Origin of the sequence: uncultured Sphingomonas sp. (genome assembly GCF_937871615.1) — a bacterium.
In the GTDB taxonomy this organism is placed as follows: Bacteria; Pseudomonadota; Alphaproteobacteria; order Sphingomonadales; family Sphingomonadaceae; genus Sphingomonas.
Genome location: NZ_CALMPA010000071.1, coordinates 50,927 through 70,355 on the forward strand (window position 1 = coordinate 50,927; position 19,429 = coordinate 70,355).

Consider the following 19,429-nt stretch of genomic DNA (forward strand, 5'->3'; position numbering starts at 1 on the left):
ATGCTTGCGCCGCGCGCCTTTGCCACCTTCTGCGCCCATGGCGGGCGGGTGGCGGCGGCGCGCGCCTTGTTCGGGGGCGATGGCTGGATTGATCTGTCGACCGGCATCGCCCCCTGGGCATGGCCCGCCGGCACGGCGCTGCCGGGCCTCGCCCGCCTGCCCGAGCCGGGCGAGATACAGGCGCTGGAGGCCGCCGCCGCAGCCGCATTCGGCGGCGTGGACCCGGCCCGCGTCGTCGCCGTGCCGGGAACTGACCTCGCGATACGATTGCTGGCGCCGCTGATCGGCGCGCGTTCGCCCGCATTGCGATCGGGATACGCCGGCCATCATGCCGCCTGGCCGGAAGCCCGATCCGTGGACGATATCTCGACGGAAAATCTGACAGGCCGCGATCTGCTGGTGATCGCCAGTCCGGCCAATCCCGATGGTCGCCTCACCGATCCGGCAAGGCTTCGCGCGCTTGCCGAAAATCTCACCGTCGTGGTCGACGAAGCCTATGCCGATCCCGCACCCGGATTGGCCCCGCACGCGTCGGACCGGCTGATCGTCCTGCGCTCCTTCGGGAAATTCTATGGCCTGCCCGGCCTCAGGCTCGGCTTCGTCATCGCCGGGCCGCGCGTGACGGCGCAACTGCGCGCGATGCTCGGCGACTGGCCGGTTTCCTCGCCCGCGATCGCGATCGGCACGGCGGCATATCTGGATGGTGCGTGGCGGCGCGCGCAGCACGCCCGCATCGTGCGGGAAGGCGCCTTGCTCGATGCGCTGCTTGCCCGCGCCAGCCTGCCGATCCTCGGCACCGCCCCGCTCTTTCGCCTGATCGGCTGCACCGATGCGCACCGCCTGTTCGAAACGCTGGCGCGCCGCGCGATCCTCGTCCGGCCATTTGCCGGCCAGCCCCATCGCCTGCGCATCGGGCTGCCCGCCGATGCGCCCGCCCGCCTCCGCCTCGCCAACGCCCTTCAGGAGTTCAGACCATGACCGACAGCCCGGAAGATCACGCCCGCCACAACGCGCGCATGGCGCGGATCGCCACGGCGCGCGCGAAGATGCAGGCGCGCCGCACGCTGGAGCGCGGCCTGCTGATCGTCCACACCGGCAACGGCAAGGGAAAATCCTCCTCCGCCTTCGGCATGGCGATCCGCAGCATCGGCTGGGGGCTGAAGGTGGCGATCCTGCAATATGTGAAGGGCAAGTGGGAAACCGGGGAGCGCAACTTCTTCGACGCGCATCCCGATCTCGCGACGTTCGAGGTGATGGGCGAAGGCTTCACCTGGGACACGCAGGATCGCGCGCTCGATATCGCGGCGGCGCGCGCGGCGTGGGAACGGTCTAAGGCGATGATCCTCGATCCGGCGATAGATTTCGTCATCCTCGATGAACTGAACATCGTGCTGCGCGACGATACGTTGCCGATTGCCGAGATCGTCGCCTTCCTGAAGGAACGTCCGCTCACCAAGCATATCTGCATCACCGGGCGGAATGCCAAGCCAGAGCTTCTGGAGATCGCCGATCTCGTCACCGATTTCAGCGAAGTGAAGCATCCCTATCATGCCGGGTTCAAGGCGCAGAAGGGCGTCGAATATTGATCGCCTTCCGCCTTGGCCGCGCCGCCCTCGCGCTGCTCGCGCTGGCGGCGACGGCGGCCTCACCAGCGCAGCGCGTGCCGCGCCCCCCGCGTATCGTGTCGATCAATCCGTGCGTGGATGCCGTGCTGATGCAGGTCGCCGATCCGGCGCAGATCGTCGCCGTCAGCCATTATTCGCACGATCCGCGCGCCACCTCGATCCCGCTGGCGCAGGCCCGGCGTTTCAAGGCCACCTCGGGCACGGCGGAGGAAGTGGTCGCGCTCGCGCCCGATATCGTCATCAGCGGGCCGCATGTCGCGCCCGCGACGATCGCCGCGCTGAAACGGATGCGGATCGCGCTGGTCCAGTATCCGGTGGCCGAATCGGTCGCCGAGAGTGAGGCGCAGGTTCGCGATATCGCCCGGATCGCGGGGCATCCGGCGCGTGGCGCGGCGCTCGCGGCGCGCATCGCGGCGGCGGCGCATCCCGATGCGCTGGCGCCGGTCCCCGCGCTGGTGTGGCAATCGGGCGGGCTGGTGCCGGGCGCGGAAACGCTGACCGACGATCTGCTGCGCCGCGCGGGGTTTCGCAACATGAGCGCAGTCTATGGCCTGAAGAAATGGGATGTGCTGCCGCTGGAATATCTCATCGCCAACCCTCCCCGCGTGCTCCTTTCGGTCGGGGCGACGGCGATAAGCGACGATCGGCTGACCTCGCATCCGGCGGTGCGGCGACTGGCGCGGCGCATCGCGGTCGCGCCATATGAAACCCGCCTGATGAACTGCGGCGGGCCGACGATCATCGCGGCGATGGCGCGATTGCGCCAGGTGCGGCGGAGTGTAGGCGGATGACCCGTCTCAACGCGCTGTTGCTCGCCGCGCTCGCGATCGCCTGCTGCCTGTCGGTCATGGCGGGCAAGGTGCTGGTGCCGTGGGATGCGTGGTCATCGGCGGACCCGCGATCCATCATCATCGTCGAACTGCGCGTGCCGCGAACGATCCTCGCCGTTCTGGTCGGCGCGGCGCTCGGCCTGTCAGGCGCCGTGATGCAGGGTTATCTGCGCAATCCGCTGGCCGATCCGGGGCTGTTCGGCGTCTCGTCCGGCGCGGCGCTTGGCGCGGTGCTCTCGCTCTATTTCGGGTTTGCCGCCCAATTATGGCTGCTCCCCGCCTTCGCGCTGGCGGGGGCGGCGGGAACCACCGCGCTGCTCGCGCTGATCGCCGGGCGATCCGGCAGCCTGATCCTGTTTACGCTGGCGGGGATGATATTGACCAGCATCGCCGGGTCGATGACCGCGCTCGCGATCAGCCTTGCGCCAACGCCGTTCGTCTCGTCGCAGATCGTCACCTGGCTGATGGGGGCGTTGACCGATCGTAGCTGGGATGATGTCAGGGTCGCGCTGCCGCTGATCGTGCTTGGCGCGGCGGTGCTGGCGTCGACCGGGCGGGCGCTCGATGCGCTTACGCTGGGGGAGCAGGCCGCGCGATCCATGGGCGTCGCGCCGGGCCGGTTGCAGGCGAAGGTGATTATCGGAATCGCGCTCATGGTGGGCGCGGCGGTCGCATCAGCAGGCGTGATCGGGTTCGTCGGGCTGATGGTGCCGCATCTCGTGCGCCCGCTCGCGGGCAACCGGCCCTCGGCGATCCTGCTGCCCTCCGCGCTTGGCGGCGCGCTGTTGCTGACGCTCGCGGACATTCTGGTCCGGATCGCGCCGACGGTGAGCGAGTTGCGGCTCGGCATCGCGATGTCGATGCTCGGCGGCCCCTTCTTCTTCCACCTCCTAATTCGCCTCCGCCGGAGGCTCGCATGAGCATTTTGACCGCAGAAAATATCGGCCTGAGCCTCGGTGGCAATCGGGTGCTCGACGATGTCAGCTTCCGCTTCCGCTCCGGTCGCGTCACGGCGCTGCTGGGCGCGAACGGCGCTGGCAAGAGCACCTTGCTCGCCTGCCTCGCCGCACTGCGCACCCCGGATGACGGCGCAGCGAGGCTGGACGGGATCGACGTGCGGGCGATCCACAGGCGGGAACGCGCGCGGGCGATCGGGCTGTTGCCGCAAGCCGCCGACGTTCATTGGGATATTGATGTCACCACGCTGGTCGAACTTGGCCGGCTGCCGCATTGTGACCGCTGGGGCCTGACCGCCACCGATCGCGAAGCCGTACAACGGGCGCTCGCCGCCACCGACATGACCGCCCTTGCCCGGCGCGGCGTGGAGCGTCTGTCGGGCGGCGAGCGCAGCCGTGCGCTGCTGGCGCGGGTGCTGGCTGGCGAGCCGGACTGGCTGCTCGCCGACGAACCGCTCGCCAGCCTCGATCCAGCGCACCAGCTCGACGTGCTCGATCGCTTGCGAAGCGTTGCGAACGAAGGGCGCGGGGTGATCCTCGTGCTGCACGATCTGCATCTCGCGGCGCGGATCGCCGACGATGTGGTGCTGCTGCGGCGCGGCGGTGTCGTGGCGGCGGGGCCGGCCCGGGACGTGCTCACCGCCCCGCTGATCGCCAAAGCCTATGGCGTCGAGGTGGAGGTAGGCATGACCCCCGGCGGCCAGCACTTCATCCTGCCGATATCGCGATGAACAACGCTGCGTTGCTGGCCGCGATCCTGCTCGGCGAGGCGGCTTTTGGATATCCCAGACGCTGGCCGCACCCGGTGATGGCGGCGGGCGCGATGATCGCCGCGTGCGAGCGGCGCTGGAATCGCGGCGGCGGGTTGCGACGGCGCGGCGGCGGCGCCATGCTTCTCCTCCTGCTGATCGCGGCTTCCGCTGCGCTTGGCGGCGCGATCGAATGGGTCGTGCGGGATTTCTGGGGTGCATTTGTTATCGTCGCAATCGGCACGACCGGGCTGGCCCAGCGCAGCCTTTACGATCATGTCGCCGCAGTGCATGCGCGCCTCAGCGATGCGGACCTGCCCGGCGCCCGCGCGGCGGTGGCGATGATCGTCGGACGCGATACCGCCACGCTCGACGAAGCCGGCGTCGCCACGGCGGCGATAGAGAGTCTCGCGGAAAGCTTCTGCGACGGGGTGATCGCCCCCGCCTTCTGGTTCCTGTTCGCCGGGCTGCCGGGGCTGTTCGCGGCGAAGGCGATCAATACGGCGGATTCGATGGTTGGCCATCGCACCGATGCGTTGCGCGCATTCGGCTGGGCATCGGCCCGCGCCGACGATGCCGTCAACTGGATACCGGCGCGACTGGCCGGCGTGCTGATCTGCATTGCCGGGAACGGCGGATGGCGGACGATGTGGCGAGACGCGCCGCGCCACGCATCGCCGAACGGCGGCTGGCCGGAAGCGGCAATGGCCGGTGCGCTCCATCGCCAGCTCGGCGGCCCGGTGTGCTATGATGGCGAGCCTGCGATGCGCGCCACGCTCGGCGCGGGGCCGGCGCCGACGATGGCGGATCTGGCGCGCGCGATCGCGATCTATCGTGTCGCCTGTGCGCTGTTGTGGTTCGCTGTGGGGGCGCTCGCATGGGCGCTTTGATGTTGCAGGGCACAGGGTCCGACGTGGGCAAATCGGTGCTGGTCGCCGGACTGTGCCGGGCGCTCGCCAATCGCGGGATGATCGTTCGCCCGTTCAAGCCGCAGAATATGTCGAACAACGCCGCCGTCACGGCTGAGGGTGGAGAGATCGGCCGTGCCCAGGCGCTTCAGGCGATCGCCTGCCGCGCCGCGCCCGTCGCCGACATGAATCCGGTATTGCTCAAGCCGCAGAGTGATCGCGATGCGCAACTCGTGGTCAACGGACGGGTACGTGGCACGACCAGCGCAAGCGACTATTGGGGGCGGAACACCAATCTGCTGGGCGAGGTGCTTGCCGCCTATCACCGGCTCGCCGCGACGGCGGATTTCGTCGTCGTGGAAGGCGCCGGTTCGCCAGCGGAAATCAACCTGCGCAGCCGCGACATCGCCAATATGGGCTTTGCCCGCGCGGCGGGCGTGCCGGTGGTGCTGGTGGGCGATATAGACCGCGGCGGGGTGATCGCATCGCTGGTCGGCACGCAAACGGTGATTGACCCCGCCGATGCGGCGATGATCCACGGGTTCATCGTCAACAAGTTCCGCGGAGACCCTAAGCTGTTCGACGATGGCTTGCGCGCGATCGCGGCGGCCACCGGCTGGGCGACGATCGGCGTGGTTCCCTGGCTGCCGGCGGCGGCGCGGCTGCCGGCGGAGGATGCGGTGGCGCTGGGGCGTGATACGGATGCCGGAACCGGCCCGCTGATCGTCGTTCCGATGCTCTCGCGCATCGCCAATTTCGACGATTTCGACGCGCTGGCGCATGAACCCGGCGTCCGACTGGCGCTGATCCCGCCGGGCCGCGCGCTGCCGGGCGACGCCGCGCTGATCGTCCTGCCCGGAACGAAGGCGACGATCGCCGATCTCGCCTTCTGCCGGGCGCAGGGGTGGGATGTGGATATCGCCGCGCATGTGCGTCGCGGCGGGCAGGTGCTGGGTATTTGCGGCGGATATCAGATACTTGGGTGCACGGTGGCCGATCCAGATGGCGTGGAAGGTTTTGCCGGCACGGTGGCAGGCATGGGGTTTTTGCCGATCGACACGATCATCGCCTCCGAAAAGCGGACACGCGGCATCTCCGGCACGTTCGTCGGCACGGACGCCGCCTTTTCCGGCTACGAAATCCATGCCGGGCAAACGCGGGTCGATCCCGGCGCCACGCCGTTCCTGCGCTTCGCCGATGGAACGCATGATGGCGCGATCGCCCGCAACGGGCAGATCGCCGGCTGCTATGTCCACGGCATCTTCGATCGCCCCACCGCGCGCGCGCACCTGCTGCGCCGGTTGGGCGCGGCGTCGGACGGGCTCGATCGCCACGACGTGATAGACGCCGCGCTCGATGAAATCGCCGCTACGCTGGAACGCGTGCTCGACATAGACGCATTGATCGCACTTGGAACGAAGGCCGCATGATCGACGAAGACCGCATCTGGATGCACCTCGACGCGCTCGCCAAGCCCCGACGCAGCCTCGGTCGGCTCGAAACGATCGCGGTGCGGCTGGCGCAGACGCAGGGGCGGATCGCGCCTCGCACGCGGCCGAGGGAGATCGTGCTGTTCGCCGGCGATCATGGCTGCGTGGCCGATGGCGTATCGGCCTGGCCGTCATCAGTCACCGGCCTGATGGTATCGGCCATCCTGAACGGCAGCGCGACCAGCAACGCGCTGGCCGCCACCAATGATTGCGCGCTCCGGCTCGTCGATGTCGGCGTGGCGGCGCCCCGCCCCGCCGAGGCGCCCGCATTCTTTCGCGATGCGCGCATCGCCGATGGTACGGCAAGTCTCGCGCACGGCGCTGCGATGGAGGTCACACAGTTCGACGCGGCGTGGAAGGTCGGCGAGGAGGAGGCAGATCGTGCGGCGGATATGGGCGCGGTGGTGTTGCTCGCGGGTGAAATGGGCATAGGCAACACCACGCCCGCCGCCGCGCTGACCGCGTTGCTGACGGGCATTTCCCCAGTCGACGCGGTGGGGAGCGGCGCGGGCGCCGACGCCAATACCGTCACGATCAAGCAGCGGATCGTCGCCCGTGCCGTGGAGCGCGCGCGCGCGCTGCCGGGCGATGCCCCCCGCGCCGCGATCGCGTCCGTCGCGGGATATGAGATCGCCGCCATGGCGGGTTTCTACGCGCAGGGCGCACGGCGCGGCGCCACCTTGCTGCTCGACGGATATGTCGCAACCGCCGCCGCGCTGATCGCCGAGCGGCTCGCCCCCGGCACCGTTCAGTCGATGATCGCCGGGCATCGCTCCGCCGAGCCGGGCCATGCCGCATCGCTCGCGCATCTCGGGCTGGAAGCCATTCTCGATTGGGGTATGCGGCTGGGTGAAGGAAGCGGTGCGCTCGTCGCGCTACCGTTGCTCGATGCCGCCGCCGCGCTGCTCGGGGATGTCGCGCGGCTCGATGCGATTGGCGCCGTCCGCAATGATTGAGGTGCAACCGCAGGATCGGGCGCCGTTTTGGGCGCCGCCGCTTCTGGCGCTCCAGTTCCTCACGCGGATTCCCGTGCCGATGCTCGCGCGGCTCTCGCCGGAGCAGGCCGGCGCCGGGCTGGCGCGCGCCATGGCGTGGCTGCCACTTGTCGGCACCTTCATCGGGTGCGTTACGGCGAGCACATTCGTGATCGCGAGCCATCTGTGGCCGCCGGTGATCGCGGCGCTGCTCGCGCTGGCGGTCGAGGCGCTGCTCACCGGCTTCTTTCACGAGGATGCCGTTGCCGATTTCTTCGATGCGTTCGGCGGCACCGCGCAAGGCGAGGCCGCGCTTCGGATCATGCGCGATAGCCGCATCGGCAGCTACGGCACCGTCGGCCTCAGCCTCTCGATGGCGCTCAGGCTGGCGGCGATGGTCGCCCTGCCGGTGGAGATCGCGCCCGCCGCTATCATCGCCGCCGCGACGACGGGCCGGCTATGGGCGGTTCTGCTCGCCACTTTGTTGCCACCCCCCGCCGAAGGTGTCGGCATCGCGAAGCGCATGGGGAGCGGTATGCCATTGACCCGGACGGGAGGGGCCGTGCTTTCGAGCTTGGCGGGCGTGATGCCGCTGGCGTTGCTCCAGCCGTCCGCGCTTGTCGCCAGCGCCCTGCTGGCGGTGCCGTTCCTGTGGTGGCTCGCGCGTTTTCTCCGCGCGCGGATCGGGGGGAGCACCGGGGATTGCCTCGGCTTTGCGGCCTATATGGGCCAGTTGTCGCTATTGCTCGCGGCGGCGGCGGCGTGAGCGCCCGCGTGCTCCTCGTCCGTCATCCGCCCGTTGCCAGGGCATGGGCGGGAAGATGCTATGGCCGGTCGGACATGGGGTGGAGCCGCGAAGGCGCGACAATGGCGCGCCTGCTCGCCCCGCAACTGGCGGCCAATGATCTTGCCGGCATCGTCCATTCGGGCGTGGTCCGAACCCGGCGGCTCGCGGAAATGGTCGCGGAAATCGCGGGGCTGACGGCGCGATGCGACCCGCGCTGGCTGGAGCGGGACTTCGGAAGCTGGGAAGGCCGGCGCTGGAACGCGATCTGGCGCGAGAGCGGCGATCTGATGAACCGGATGATGACCGATCCGGAAAGCTTTCGCCCCGGCGGCGGCGAAACCGGGCGCGAACTGGCCGATCGGGTGGAGGCCGCGTGGCGCGATCTGCCCCCCGGCGGCGACATTCTTGTCGTGGCGCATGGCGGGCCGATCGCCGCGATACGCACCGCGATGGAGCGCCAGCCGATCGACCGCACGGTGAGCTATATTCCCCCGCACGGCGCGGTGATCGCGATGACGAGATTCCGATCCTTTGCGTGCCCAGCGGCGCCCTGCGCGCAAATTCGTCTATGATAGACTGTAACATGGTGCGGCTACACACGGATTGAGATGCGACATCCCACAGCGCGAATATCAGCGCGCGGCAACATGAATATCCTCGACGATGCCGGTTCCGGCAGCCGGTCGATCGCGCGCTGAAACAATATGTCCGGGCCGCAGCATCTGGCGCCACAACGCGACCCGCACGACGATTTCATCAGCCGTGCGCTGGATAGCGCCGCGATCGTCATCGTGACCGACGCCAGCGGGACGATCACCGAGATCAATCGCAAATTCTGCGAATTGACCGGCCATGCCGCGACGGACCTGATCGGCAAGAGCCATCGCAAGCTCGGCACCGGCGCGCACGACGCGGCCTTCCTTCGCACCATATATCGGGATATCCGCCGCGGGCGCACCTGGCACGGCGAAATCTGCAACCACCGCGCCGATGGCTCGCCCTATTGGGTCGATGCGACGATCGTTCCGCATATGTCGGCGCGCCACACGGTCGATCGCTGCATCGCGATCTGTTTCGACATCACCGAGCGCAAGCGGCTTGAAAAGGAATTGCGCGAGAGCAGGCATCAGCAGCGGCGCATCGCCAATCTCGATCCGCTCACCAATCTGCCGAACCGCTGCGGGCTGCAGGAATATATCGAATCGTGCATCGCGGCGTGTCGACAACCCGAGCAGGAATTCTCGCTGGCGCTCCTCGATGTGGATGCGTTCAAGGAGATCAACGATTCCTTCGGCCATCCGGCGGGAGACGCATTCCTGCGCGAACTGGCGCTGCGCCTCCATTCCGCCGGGGAAGACCGGCTGTTCCTCGCGCGTCTCGGCGGGGACGAATTCGGCTTGATCCACGTCGGCCCGGCGAGCGAGGTCAAGGCGCTGTTCGAGCGGGTTCTCGAACGCGTCCGCTCACCGATCCGCATCGGCGGCACGTTGCGGCGCTGTTCGGCGAGCCTGGGGATCGCTGTTTTCCGGCGTGACGGCACCGATTGGGAAAGCCTGTTCAAGGCGGCCGATCTCGCGCTTTATCAGGCAAAGGCGCTTGGCCGCGATCGCGCCGAAATGTTCGAGCCGCGGCTGAAGGAGCTTGCCGATCGCAAGGCGGAAATGCTGGCGGAGATCGAGAAAGGGCTGCAACTCGATGCGTTCGAGATGCACTATCAGCCGATCGTGCCGCTCGATCCGAACCGGCCGATCGCGCTGGAGGCGCTGCTCAGATGGCAGCATCCGCAACGCGGCATCCTCTCCCCCTCGAAATTTCAGGCCGCCTTCACCGATTCCTCGATGCTCGCCGCGCTCGGGCTGTTCATGCTCGATCGCGTGTTCCGCGATCTGACCCGTTTTCGCGAGATGGGGATTCCGCTCGGGCGCGTCGGCATCAACCTGACCAATTCGGATTTCCGCTCGGACGTGTTCGTCGATCGCTTCTTCGATCTGGTCGACGAAACCGGGACGGGGCCGGAACATTTCTGCATCGAGGTTACCGAAGGGAGCTTCCTCGGCACCGATCAGAAGCGCGTAGAACATGGGCTGCGCCGCCTGCACGCCGCCGGGGCGGAGGTCGCGCTGGATGATTTCGGGACGGGATATGCCTCGCTCACCCATTTGCAGCGCCTGCCGATAGACCGTTTGAAGATCGACCGCAGCTTCGTTGCGAATATCACCACCTCGGCGGAGGATCAGGCGATCGTTCGCGGCATCATCGAAATCGCGCACAGCCTGGGCAAGACGGTGACGGCGGAGGGCGTGGAAACCGCCGAACAGGCGCGCACGCTTTCGCACATGGGATGCGACATGCTGCAAGGCTGGCATTTCGGCAAGGCGTGCGCGGCGGACAGGTTTGTCGATCTGGTCGCTTCCCTGCGCGATATGTGGCGGCCGATGCGCCCGGTCGCGACGCCGGCGGCGGTGATCCGCCGGCTCCCGCTCCCGGTATTGCGAGGGATCGCGGCTTCCTGATCGGTGCCCTCGCCCGCCGCCTGCGTTCAGTGAAGCGCGCGTTGCGCCGCCGATTCCGCGATGAACAGGGCGCACGGCCCCACCGCCGAAAAGGGCACGATCATCGTCGGCACGGCCACGCCCGCGGCGACCCGATCGAGCCAACCCGGCGCCGACGGGGCCGGGTGATCGGGCACAAAGGCGACGCCGGCGCCATCGGTTATCACCCCAAGCGCCGCCGGTGGCGCCGGCCAGCGCCCGGCAAGATAATCGAGCAGCGCCGCCCCCGCGTCATGCAGCGCGCTTTCCGCGCAATCCTCGGGCCATGAGCCGCCGGGCGGCATGGTGATCTCCGCCACTGGCCGCAGATCGCGACCACGCCACCACAACAGGCGAAACCCGCGCTGCGCGCATTGCTCGATCCCCATGAACAGCCCGGCGCCTTCGGGCAGCAATGGCCGCGCCGCCTCAGCGAGTTGCATGGCAAGCGCGGTCAGCGTGCGATTGGGGCGCGGCAGCGTCCCGCGCCCGCGCTCCGCGCCGGCAAGGTCAGCAAATCGGCCGGGCATGGCGATTTCTCCGTAAGACAGGATTGGATGAGCGCGGGCGATCAGTGCCGGGAATCATTTGCCGGATCGGCCAGTTGCGCCGCCAGCAATTGCAATTCCCGCCCAGCGCGCGCGACCTGTTCGGCGCGGAGCGCATCCTCATCCGCCGCGACGGCGCGGATGCTGGAAAGCTGGTTATGCAGGCTGTTCGGATCGGGCAGCAGCGATGGCGGCGTCACTGGCGCCGGCTGCGCCTTCACGCCGCGCGCACCCATCACCGCGAAACGCGGATCGCTGGCGGCGATTTCCGCGATCGCCTTTGCCGCGCGTTTGGTGATCTGGCGGACGCGCTCCTTGGTCACGCCGGGTTCGAGCGCCATGTCGTCCAGCCGCGTGGTCTGAAACAGGCGCTGTTCGACGATTTCGCGATCCCGCGCGAGCTTCGCCTCAAGCCGGTCGAACTCAACCGGGTCGATCCCGCCGGTCGCGTTGTACAGCGGCAGGCCCTGCCGGCGCAGCGCGGCTTCCTGCCGCTTCGGGCGCGGGCGGCGGCGCAGCGCCTCGATGCCCACGGTGCGCAATTGCTCGATATAGGCGTCGATCAGCGTCCCCATCGCCCGCTGCGCCAGATAATCGGATGCCCCGCATTCGACGCGGGATAGCGCGCCGTCATCCTCCACCAGCAGCTCGGGCGACATTTCCTCGCCGTCCTGCGACGCGGTCAGCGCGTGCAGCGAAACCGTGGTCGCCGCGACCTTCTTCGCCGATGGCCGCTGATCGGTCATCAGGCGGAAGCGCAGGCTCTGCAATTCGCCACGGATCTGCCAGTTCACGAATGTCGTGAACTGCGCCTTCTCCGGCTCATAGGCCTCGATCGCGCGGTGAACCGCGATCGCGCAGCATTGTTCGGCATCGTCCCAATGCGCGGTAAGACCATATTGGCGAATGAAGTGCCGGATGCGCGGCGCGATCAGCTTCAGGATCTGGACGAATGCGCGGTCCACCGCGGCGCGCTGGCGCGCGGTCTGGCATCCGTCAGCCGGTTTGTTGCTCAACACGACAGCGACCGCGCTTTCCAGCGCGCGCGTGGTCTTTGACATGATTACCCCCCAATTGCCGGGCGGCGACGTGCCTCACGCCGCTCGTCCTGAACGGGACATCAACCATATCCTTTAAAAATTTCTTTATATGGGATTGCGCTTAAGGTCGCACACCGGAGGTGAGCAGCACCATATTGCTGTTTTATAGCAATTATATTGGGCAACGTCGCAAACGGATCGAAAAAATATCCGTAAATTTTTCCGCTATCCGAGCAGCCGGCGATCTATGAAGCCGAGCAGCCAGCGGCGATGCGCCTGCACCGCGTCGCCAGCCTCCGCGATTCGCTGCCCCGCCGCGCGCGCGCCGACCTGCGCGATCAGCAGCGAACGGGCGCGATCCTCGCCCAGCCCGCCGGAAAGAAACCGTTTCGCATCGGCCAGCCCCAGATGGTGCCCGAGATAGGCGACCTTCATCTGGCTCTCCGCATCGCCGTCGACGCGGAACCCCGCCGATCGCAACTGCCCCAGATTGTGGCTTACCAGATCGGCCACGCCGCTGATCGAGGCTTCCGGCTCATAGCGCAGCGCGAGCAGCACCGGGCGCGCCTCCGGGCGTATGCCGCCGCTATTGTCCAGCCAGCCGCGCTCCGCCGCCTGTTCGTTGAGCCATGTCCCCGGCATGGTCGCGAGCCGCTGCCATGTGCCCGCCAGGAACTGCCCCAGCCCCGCCGCGCTGGAGCGCGGATTGCGTGAATAGGGATTCCAGGTGCCGTCCGCGCCCTTTGCCGCCTCGGCATCGACGATCGCGGCGACCACGCGCGCCGGCACGCCCGATCGCGCCGCCGCCGCGCTGAAATAGGCGGCATATTGCGTATTGCCCGCCAGCGGCGGCGTTTCCGGATTCGCCGTCCCCAGTCCGGGCGTGTAACTCGTGCCCCGGCGGCCACTGCCGACGCTGGTGTCGATCGCGGCGACATATCCCTTGCCCTGGTCCCCGCGCCCGTGCCCGTGTGGCGCGACGGGAATGTCCTGTCGGAGCATTTTGCCCGGCGAAGGCGGCGTGCCGGTCCCCAGCAATTCCAGCAGCGCGTCGCCGGAAAGCCCGCCCCGCCCGGTCCACGATGCCCTGTCGCTTTTCGTGTCCGCATCGCCCAGCGCGGCGCGCCACAGCCGCGTCGAAAGCTCCGATCTCGCCTCGGCGTAGATCAGCGCTGCGCGTTGTGCCGGGGCGAGTGCTGCAAGTTCCGCCCGCATCGTCACGCCAGCCTGCCGCGCGGTTCGTAGCGCGCGGCGCGCGCAGCGGAAAGATCGTCGATCCCCGCCTGTTCGGCCAGCGCCGCCGTCCGCGTCGCGTCATCCTGCCAGCGTTCGGCGGCGGTCTCGATCGAGCGCATCGTGCCATAAGCGGCGGATGCGTCGCGGCGCAGTTGCTCCAGCCGGGTCTGCGCCTCGCTCCGCGCCGCGTCGATCCGGCTGCGCTCCTGCCGCATCCGCGCCGCCCATGCGTCGGAAGCAAACGGCAGCGCGCGCGCGGCGGCTTGTTCTTCGCGCCAAACCACCTCATGCGCCTCTGTGCGGGCGGTGAGGGTGGAAATCCGCTCCATCTCCACGGTTATCGACACCTTGATCGCGTCGATCTGGCGCCGATAGAGCCGCAGCGCGGTATCAAAAGGTGTCATTCGCTCGCTCCGGCCTCAACCGCGCCGGCCTCGATTCCGTCAGACTCGGGCGGACCGTCGGCAAGAATTTCCGCCAGCGCGGCGAACGCGCCATCGGCATGGGCACGATCGCTTTTGCCCTGCCCGAGCAATGTTTCGATGCGCGGCGAAAGCGCGATCGCGCGATCCACGTCGGGCGAGGCGCCTGCACGATACGCGCCGAGCCGCACCATTTCCTCCATGTCGGCATAGGTCGACAGCACGGCACGCGCGGCGAGGCGCACCTCGTTCTGCCCCTGATCCAGACAATGCGGCAGGGTGCGCGATACCGATTTGAGCACGTCGATCGCCGGATAACGCCCGCGTTCGGCGATCGCGCGCCGCATCACCACGTGCCCGTCCAGGATACCGCGCACCGCATCCGCCACCGGCTCGTTATGATCGTCGCCATCGACCAGCACGGTGAAGACGCCGGTTATCATCCCCGCTCCCGCAGTGCCCGGCCCGGCGCGCTCCAGCAGGCGCGGCAGCTCGGCGAAGACGGTGGGGGTATAGCCCTTGGTCGCCGGCGGCTCGCCGCTCGCCAGCCCGATCTCGCGCTGGGCCATGGCGAAGCGCGTCACCGAATCCATGAGACACAACACGTTGAGCCCCTGATCGCGGAAATGCTCCGCCACCGCGAGCGTGGTCCACGCCGCCTGCCGCCGCATCAGCGCCGGTTCGTCGGAGGTGGCGACCACCACCACGGAACGCGCCAGCCCCTCCGGCCCGAGATCATCCTCGACGAACTCCTGCACCTCGCGGCCACGCTCGCCGATCAATCCGATCACCGCCACGTCGCAATTGGTCCAGCGCGCCAGCATCGACAGCAGCACCGATTTGCCGACCCCCGACCCCGCGAACAGCCCCAGGCGCTGCCCGCGACACAAAGGCGCGAACAGATCGAGCGCGCGAACCCCGGTAACGAGCCGTTCGGCGACACGCCCGCGATGCGCCGCCGCTGGCGCCTGCGCCTTGATCGCGCGCGGCTCCCCGCCAAGCGGCAATGCGCCCAGCCCGTCCACCGGGCGCCCGAGCCCGTCGATCATCCGCCCGAGCCAGCCGTCGGACGGGCGAATGCTGAACTGCCCCGCCGCAAGCTCGACGCGCGTGCCAAGCCCCACCCCCTGCGGATCGGTGAACGGCAGGCACAAGGCGACATCGCGATCGAGCGCCGTCACCTCCGCCTGAACCATCCCGCCGGGCGAGGTGATCGAAAGCCGGCTGCCGATCTGCGCCGCGCCGGCCAGCCCCTCCACCTCGATCAGCGCGCCGCGCACCGCGACGACCCTGCCGAAGCGGCGATCCGGCGCCATATCGCGGATCGCGCGCGCCGCGCTGGCTAGCGTCTGCACGATATGTTCCTCAGGCCGCCTCGGCGCACGCGCCGTCTTCGAGCGCGATCAGCTCACGCGCGGCGCTTAGCGCGCGATAGAAATCCCCTCGACCGATATCATTGGCGTAACGAACGCACGCGGCATGGGCCTGTGCGCCGGAAAGCGTGGCGACAAGGTATGAAATCAGGTCGATCACGACATTCTGATGCGCCTCGCGACCGTCCGGATCTATGTATGCGAGCATCGTCGCGAAATAGAGTTTCCTCGCCGGTGTCACCGCGTCTTCGGGCTTCATGATCTCGCGCCCGCGTAGCACCGTCACGCGGTTCTCGATCGCGAGCTGGACACGCCCGGACGCACAGATAACCGCACCGTTGACGATCGCCTTTTCGCCGTCGCGAAGCGTGATGCGCAGCATGTTCCGAACCCCCAGCCAGATTTCATCATAATTATAGGATCAACATGGCGGCTTGCGTGCGGCACCCGGCAATTTTTGCCCATTATTGGGCCTGCCCCGCGCTCATCCTACAATTAGGACTATCGCCCGCCCGCTGTGACCGCCGGGCCTAACCGGAGTATTCCCCTTGAGCCTCTATTCTGCCCTTTACGCCGGCGTTTCCGGCCTCGGCGCACATGCCAATGCGATGGCGGCGGTCGCGGACAACATCTCGAACATCAACACCGTCGGCTACAAGGGTGTCGACACGCAGTTCAGCACGATGGTGACGGACGGAAGCGGCAAATCGAGCTACAGTGCCGGTGGCGTCTCCTCGGTATCGGTTTCCACCATTTCCAAACAGGGGATGATCCAGGCATCCGGCAACGCCACCGATCTGGCGATCGACGGCGACGGCTTCTTCGTCACCCGCACCAGCCCCAATGCGGGCGGCGAGGTCGCCTTCACCCGCGCCGGCTCGTTCCGCTCCGACGAGGGCGGCTATCTGCGCAACGCTTCGGGGCTGTATCTCTATGGCTGGCGGCTCGACGCGACGGGCAATTTCGTCAACTCCGGCAACGTCAACGGGCTGGAGCCGATACGGCTCAACGATCTGATCGGCACCGCCGCGCCCACCACCCATATCGACGCGCGGATGAACCTTCAGTCCACCACGCCTGATTACACCGGCCCCTATGCCGCGGGCGATCTGGCATCGGGCGCGGTCGACCCCGCGTTCACCCGCTCGTTCGACGTGTATGATTCGCAGGGCGGCGCGCACCGCGTCACGATGGGCTTTCTGAAGACCGGCCCGAACGCATGGCAGGGCGAGATCTATTCCGATCCGGCAAACGCCGTGACCGCGCCCGGCGGGCTGCTCGCCAGCGGGGCGATCCGCTTCAACCCGGACGGCAGCCTTGACCTCGCCGGATCGGACGCGTCCTTCTTCTCGCCGCTCACCGTCAACTGGACGAACAACGCCGGCTCGGAGCCGATCCGCCTCAAGCTCGGCAGCAACGGCGGGCTGGACGGCATCACCCAGTTCGGCGGGGTAAGCTCGCTCATCTCCTCGAACGTCGATGGCGGGATGCTCGGCAACATCTCCTCGATCGAGATCAGCAAGACCGGCGTGGTCAGCGCGATCTTCGACGACGGGACGACGCGTGCGGTGTTCCAGCTTCCGATCGCCACGTTCGAGAATGTCAACGGCCTCACCCGCCAGTCCGGCAACACTTATGCCGCCAGCCGCGCCTCGGGCGGCTATACGCTCAACACGCCCGGCACGCTCGGTGCGGGGCGGCTCTCGGCCAACTCGCTCGAAGCCTCGACCGTCGATCTCGCGACCGAGTTCACCAACATGATCCGCTTTCAACGCGCCTATAGCGCCTCGTCCAAGATCATCACGACGGTGGACGACATGCTGCGCGAAGTCAGTGATCTGAAGCGCTAAGCGGAATCGGATCATGTCGCTGAACGACATTCTCGGCTCCGCCGTTTCCGGGCTTGCCGCCGCGCAGGCCGGCCTTCGGACGGTTTCGAACAACATCGCCAATGTCGGCGTCTCGGGCTATGCGCGCGAGCGGGTCAATCTATCGACCGGCGTTGTCACCGGGCAGGTGTCCGGTGTGGTCGTCGGCGAGCCGACGCGGGTGGCGGATCGTTTCCTGGAGGGGACGGTCTATCGCCGCGCGGGCGATTATGGCCGTACCGACGTTGCCGCCGCCTATCTCGATCGGCTTCAGGCGCTGCTCGGCCGGCCCGGCAGCAATGTCGGCCTGTCATCGCGGCTGGATGCGATAAGCGCCTCCGCCGTCGCGATGACCGGCGCGCTCGGCACACAGCAGACCGCCGCGCAATTCACCGCGAACGTCGCCGACGCGATCGATTCGATGCGCCAGCTCGAAAGCGATGTCGCCAGCTTGCGTACCGATGTCGAATCCGAGGTCGGCTACACCGTCGCCAAGGTCAACACGCTGCTCCAGCGCATCAACGAACTGAACGCCACCGTAGCGCAGCAGACCGGCCTCGGGCGCAGCGCGAGCGGCGCGGCGGACCAGCGGATGAACGCGATCGAGGAACTGAGCGGGCTGATCGGCATCAACGTGCGCGATCAGCCCGATGGCCGCGTCTCGATCGAAACCACCTCGGGCGCGGTATTGCTCGACAAGCGGCTGAGGCAGCTATCCTATCCCACCGCCGGGCAAGGCAGCGCGCAGCCGGTTTACCCCACGATCGAAATCCGTTTCGCAGAGGCGAATGGCGCGATGGGGCCGTCCACGGGCGAGAAACTCGATACCGCGGCTGTCGGCGGGAAGCTTGGCGGGCTGCTCGATCTGCGCGATCGCGCGCTGCCCGATTTCGATGACAAGCTGGGCATATTGTTCGGCGGGCTGGCGGAGGCGCTGAACAGCGTGTCCAACGCCGGCTCGTCCGTGCCGCCACCCGATATGCTCACCGGGCGGCAGACCGGGATGAGCGGCGGCGACCGGCTCGGCTTCACCGGCGCCGCGACCTTCGCGGTGGTGAAGAAGGACGGCACCATGCTCGCCTCCACCCGTGTTGATTTCGACGCGCTCGGCGCAGGCGCAACGATCGACGACATGGTCGCCGCGATCAACGCCGGGCTGGGCGGCGCCGGCACCGCCACCTTCGCCGGGGGCAAGCTTTCGATCACCGCGAGCACGCCGGGCACGGGCGTCGCCATCGGGCAGGATGCCGCGAAGCCCAGCGCGCGCGCCGGAATCGGCGTGTCGCAATTCTTCGGGCTGAACGATCTCGTCCGCAGCGACAGCGGCTCGCTCGTTCCATCGGGCTTCACCACCAGCGATCCGCATGGCTTCGCCGCCGGGCAGACCACGCAATTCGTGCTGCGCGATGCAAGCGGACGGACGATCGCCAATTACACGCTTTCGCCCGCGCCCGGCGGCACGATCGGCGATCTCGTCGATGATCTAAACGCCGGTGCGGTCGGCGATTTCGGCACCTTCTCGCTCGACGATCGCGGTCGGCTGCGTTTCGATCCGCACGCCAATCTGATCGGCGCGAGCCTCTCGGCGCCGTCCGATTCCACCGATCGCAACGGTCTGGGCCGGTCCTTCTCCTCGATGATGGGGGTTTCCGGCGGGGCGAGCGGGCTGGCCACGGCGGAGGTTTCCCCGGCGATGCTTGCGGAATCGTCGCGATTGCCGCTCGCCATCCTCAACCAGGTCGCGCCCGGCGAAAAGGCGCTCGGCGCGGGTGATACGCGCGGCGCGACCGCGTTCGTTTCCCGGTTGGCAGGCGTGGTCGATCTCGGCCGCGAGGGCGTCTCGACGATGGAAAACTATGCGGCCAAGGTGCTTGGCCGCGCCGGTCTCGAGGCCAGCCAGGCGCGCGGGCGGCTGGAAGATGCCACCGCCCGGCGCGATGACGCGATCAACCGTCGCGACAGCTTCTCCGGCGTCAACATCGACGAGGAACTGTCGCAGATGGTGGTGCTTCAGAACAGCTATTCCGCCGCAGCGCGCGTGCTGACCTCGGCGCAGGACATGTACGACGCCCTGCTCGGCATGGTGCGATAA

At 67.9% G+C, this 19,429-nt stretch carries 19 protein-coding genes; 13 read left to right on the forward strand and 6 right to left on the reverse strand.

Features of this window, described 5'->3' with window-relative positions; translation table 11 throughout:
- The 11 genes from Q0316_RS19080 to Q0316_RS19130 all read left to right on the forward strand — a co-directional run bounded on the left by Q0316_RS19080 (position 1) and on the right by Q0316_RS19130 (position 10,832).
- Positions 1–978 carry an aminotransferase class I/II-fold pyridoxal phosphate-dependent enzyme gene (locus Q0316_RS19080; protein WP_298675489.1) on the forward strand — a complete coding sequence of 326 codons (978 nt, stop codon included), beginning with the start codon at positions 1–3 and terminating at the stop codon, positions 976–978.
- A complete protein-coding gene (gene cobO / locus Q0316_RS19085; RefSeq protein ID WP_298675491.1) occupies positions 975–1,586 on the forward strand; it encodes a cob(I)yrinic acid a,c-diamide adenosyltransferase in 612 nt (203 codons plus the stop codon). Before Q0316_RS19080 ends, cobO begins: the two co-directional genes overlap by 4 nt.
- A complete protein-coding gene (locus Q0316_RS19090) occupies positions 1,583–2,416 on the forward strand; it encodes an ABC transporter substrate-binding protein (RefSeq protein WP_298675493.1) in 834 nt (277 codons plus the stop codon). The genes cobO and Q0316_RS19090 overlap by 4 nt, the downstream gene beginning before the upstream one ends.
- On the forward strand, positions 2,413–3,375 hold the full coding sequence (locus Q0316_RS19095) for an iron ABC transporter permease (protein WP_298675495.1): 963 nt from the start codon (positions 2,413–2,415) through the stop codon (positions 3,373–3,375). Before Q0316_RS19090 ends, Q0316_RS19095 begins: the two co-directional genes overlap by 4 nt.
- Positions 3,372–4,142, forward strand: coding sequence for an ABC transporter ATP-binding protein (locus tag Q0316_RS19100; protein ID WP_298675497.1), 771 nt, complete (start codon positions 3,372–3,374; stop codon positions 4,140–4,142). The genes Q0316_RS19095 and Q0316_RS19100 overlap by 4 nt, the downstream gene beginning before the upstream one ends.
- A complete protein-coding gene (gene cbiB / locus Q0316_RS19105) occupies positions 4,139–5,050 on the forward strand; it encodes an adenosylcobinamide-phosphate synthase CbiB (protein WP_298675499.1) in 912 nt (303 codons plus the stop codon). Before Q0316_RS19100 ends, cbiB begins: the two co-directional genes overlap by 4 nt.
- On the forward strand, positions 5,038–6,498 hold the full coding sequence (locus Q0316_RS19110) for a cobyric acid synthase (protein ID WP_298675501.1): 1,461 nt from the start codon (positions 5,038–5,040) through the stop codon (positions 6,496–6,498). Before cbiB ends, Q0316_RS19110 begins: the two co-directional genes overlap by 13 nt.
- Positions 6,495–7,514 carry a nicotinate-nucleotide--dimethylbenzimidazole phosphoribosyltransferase gene (cobT, locus tag Q0316_RS19115; protein ID WP_298675503.1) on the forward strand — a complete coding sequence of 340 codons (1,020 nt, stop codon included), beginning with the start codon at positions 6,495–6,497 and terminating at the stop codon, positions 7,512–7,514. Before Q0316_RS19110 ends, cobT begins: the two co-directional genes overlap by 4 nt.
- Positions 7,507–8,298 (forward strand): adenosylcobinamide-GDP ribazoletransferase, encoded by a 792-nt coding sequence (locus Q0316_RS19120; protein ID WP_298675505.1) that lies wholly within the window; start codon positions 7,507–7,509, stop codon positions 8,296–8,298. The genes cobT and Q0316_RS19120 overlap by 8 nt, the downstream gene beginning before the upstream one ends.
- Positions 8,295–8,891 carry a histidine phosphatase family protein gene (locus Q0316_RS19125; protein WP_298675507.1) on the forward strand — a complete coding sequence of 199 codons (597 nt, stop codon included), beginning with the start codon at positions 8,295–8,297 and terminating at the stop codon, positions 8,889–8,891. The genes Q0316_RS19120 and Q0316_RS19125 overlap by 4 nt, the downstream gene beginning before the upstream one ends.
- 132 nt (positions 8,892–9,023) lie before the next feature.
- The gene (locus Q0316_RS19130; RefSeq protein WP_298675509.1) at positions 9,024–10,832 is read left to right on the forward strand and encodes an EAL domain-containing protein; all 1,809 of its coding nucleotides are present in this window, start codon (positions 9,024–9,026) and stop codon (positions 10,830–10,832) included.
- 26 nt (positions 10,833–10,858) lie between these two features.
- Here Q0316_RS19130 and Q0316_RS19135 read toward each other — a convergent pair whose 3' ends face one another.
- The 6 genes from Q0316_RS19135 to Q0316_RS19160 form a co-directional block, all read right to left on the reverse strand.
- On the reverse strand, positions 10,859–11,380 hold the full coding sequence (locus Q0316_RS19135) for a hypothetical protein (RefSeq protein ID WP_298675511.1): 522 nt from the start codon (positions 11,378–11,380) through the stop codon (positions 10,859–10,861).
- A gap of 41 nt (positions 11,381–11,421) precedes the next feature.
- Positions 11,422–12,459: a sigma-70 family RNA polymerase sigma factor gene (locus tag Q0316_RS19140; protein WP_298675513.1), complete on the reverse strand. Its 1,038-nt coding sequence runs from the start codon at positions 12,457–12,459 to the stop codon at positions 11,422–11,424.
- A 204-nt stretch (positions 12,460–12,663) separates the two neighbouring features.
- The gene (locus tag Q0316_RS19145) at positions 12,664–13,653 is read right to left on the reverse strand and encodes a peptidoglycan-binding protein (protein ID WP_298675515.1); all 990 of its coding nucleotides are present in this window, start codon (positions 13,651–13,653) and stop codon (positions 12,664–12,666) included.
- 2 nt (positions 13,654–13,655) lie between these two features.
- On the reverse strand, positions 13,656–14,078 hold the full coding sequence (locus Q0316_RS19150; RefSeq protein ID WP_298675517.1) for a hypothetical protein: 423 nt from the start codon (positions 14,076–14,078) through the stop codon (positions 13,656–13,658).
- Entirely contained in the window at positions 14,075–15,451 is a 1,377-nt protein-coding gene (gene fliI / locus Q0316_RS19155; RefSeq protein ID WP_298675519.1) for a flagellar protein export ATPase FliI, read from the reverse strand. The genes Q0316_RS19150 and fliI overlap by 4 nt, the downstream gene beginning before the upstream one ends.
- A gap of 10 nt (positions 15,452–15,461) precedes the next feature.
- The gene (locus Q0316_RS19160) at positions 15,462–15,851 is read right to left on the reverse strand and encodes a flagellar biosynthesis repressor FlbT (RefSeq protein WP_298675522.1); all 390 of its coding nucleotides are present in this window, start codon (positions 15,849–15,851) and stop codon (positions 15,462–15,464) included.
- 166 nt (positions 15,852–16,017) lie between these two features.
- On the opposite strand from Q0316_RS19160, the gene Q0316_RS19165 reads away from it, so the two are divergent.
- Both Q0316_RS19165 and Q0316_RS19170 read left to right on the forward strand, forming a co-directional pair.
- On the forward strand, positions 16,018–17,319 hold the full coding sequence (locus tag Q0316_RS19165) for a flagellar hook protein FlgE (RefSeq protein WP_298675525.1): 1,302 nt from the start codon (positions 16,018–16,020) through the stop codon (positions 17,317–17,319).
- A gap of 13 nt (positions 17,320–17,332) precedes the next feature.
- The gene (locus Q0316_RS19170; RefSeq protein ID WP_298675528.1) at positions 17,333–19,429 is read left to right on the forward strand and encodes a flagellar basal body rod C-terminal domain-containing protein; all 2,097 of its coding nucleotides are present in this window, start codon (positions 17,333–17,335) and stop codon (positions 19,427–19,429) included.

What these genes read in the sequence shown, in the direction of transcription:
- cbiB (WP_298675499.1), top strand. Translation starts at nt 4,139, where the DNA reads ATGAACAACGCTGCGTTGCTGGCCGCGATCCTGCTCGGCGAGGCGGCT.
- Q0316_RS19170 (WP_298675528.1), top strand. Translation starts at nt 17,333, where the DNA reads ATGTCGCTGAACGACATTCTCGGCTCCGCCGTTTCCGGGCTTGCCGCC.
- cobO (WP_298675491.1), top strand. Translation starts at nt 975, where the DNA reads ATGACCGACAGCCCGGAAGATCACGCCCGCCACAACGCGCGCATGGCG.
- Q0316_RS19145 (WP_298675515.1), bottom strand. Translation starts at nt 13,653, where the DNA reads ATGCGGGCGGAACTTGCAGCACTCGCCCCGGCACAACGCGCAGCGCTG.
- Q0316_RS19110 (WP_298675501.1), top strand. Translation starts at nt 5,038, where the DNA reads ATGGGCGCTTTGATGTTGCAGGGCACAGGGTCCGACGTGGGCAAATCG.
- Q0316_RS19140 (WP_298675513.1), bottom strand. Translation starts at nt 12,459, where the DNA reads ATGTCAAAGACCACGCGCGCGCTGGAAAGCGCGGTCGCTGTCGTGTTG.
- Q0316_RS19150 (WP_298675517.1), bottom strand. Translation starts at nt 14,078, where the DNA reads ATGACACCTTTTGATACCGCGCTGCGGCTCTATCGGCGCCAGATCGAC.
- Q0316_RS19120 (WP_298675505.1), top strand. Translation starts at nt 7,507, where the DNA reads ATGATTGAGGTGCAACCGCAGGATCGGGCGCCGTTTTGGGCGCCGCCG.
- cobT (WP_298675503.1), top strand. Translation starts at nt 6,495, where the DNA reads ATGATCGACGAAGACCGCATCTGGATGCACCTCGACGCGCTCGCCAAG.
- Q0316_RS19095 (WP_298675495.1), top strand. Translation starts at nt 2,413, where the DNA reads ATGACCCGTCTCAACGCGCTGTTGCTCGCCGCGCTCGCGATCGCCTGC.
- Q0316_RS19080 (WP_298675489.1), top strand. Translation starts at nt 1, where the DNA reads ATGCTTGCGCCGCGCGCCTTTGCCACCTTCTGCGCCCATGGCGGGCGG.
- Q0316_RS19160 (WP_298675522.1), bottom strand. Translation starts at nt 15,851, where the DNA reads ATGCTGCGCATCACGCTTCGCGACGGCGAAAAGGCGATCGTCAACGGT.
- Q0316_RS19100 (WP_298675497.1), top strand. Translation starts at nt 3,372, where the DNA reads ATGAGCATTTTGACCGCAGAAAATATCGGCCTGAGCCTCGGTGGCAAT.
- Q0316_RS19130 (WP_298675509.1), top strand. Translation starts at nt 9,024, where the DNA reads ATGTCCGGGCCGCAGCATCTGGCGCCACAACGCGACCCGCACGACGAT.
- Q0316_RS19135 (WP_298675511.1), bottom strand. Translation starts at nt 11,380, where the DNA reads ATGCCCGGCCGATTTGCTGACCTTGCCGGCGCGGAGCGCGGGCGCGGG.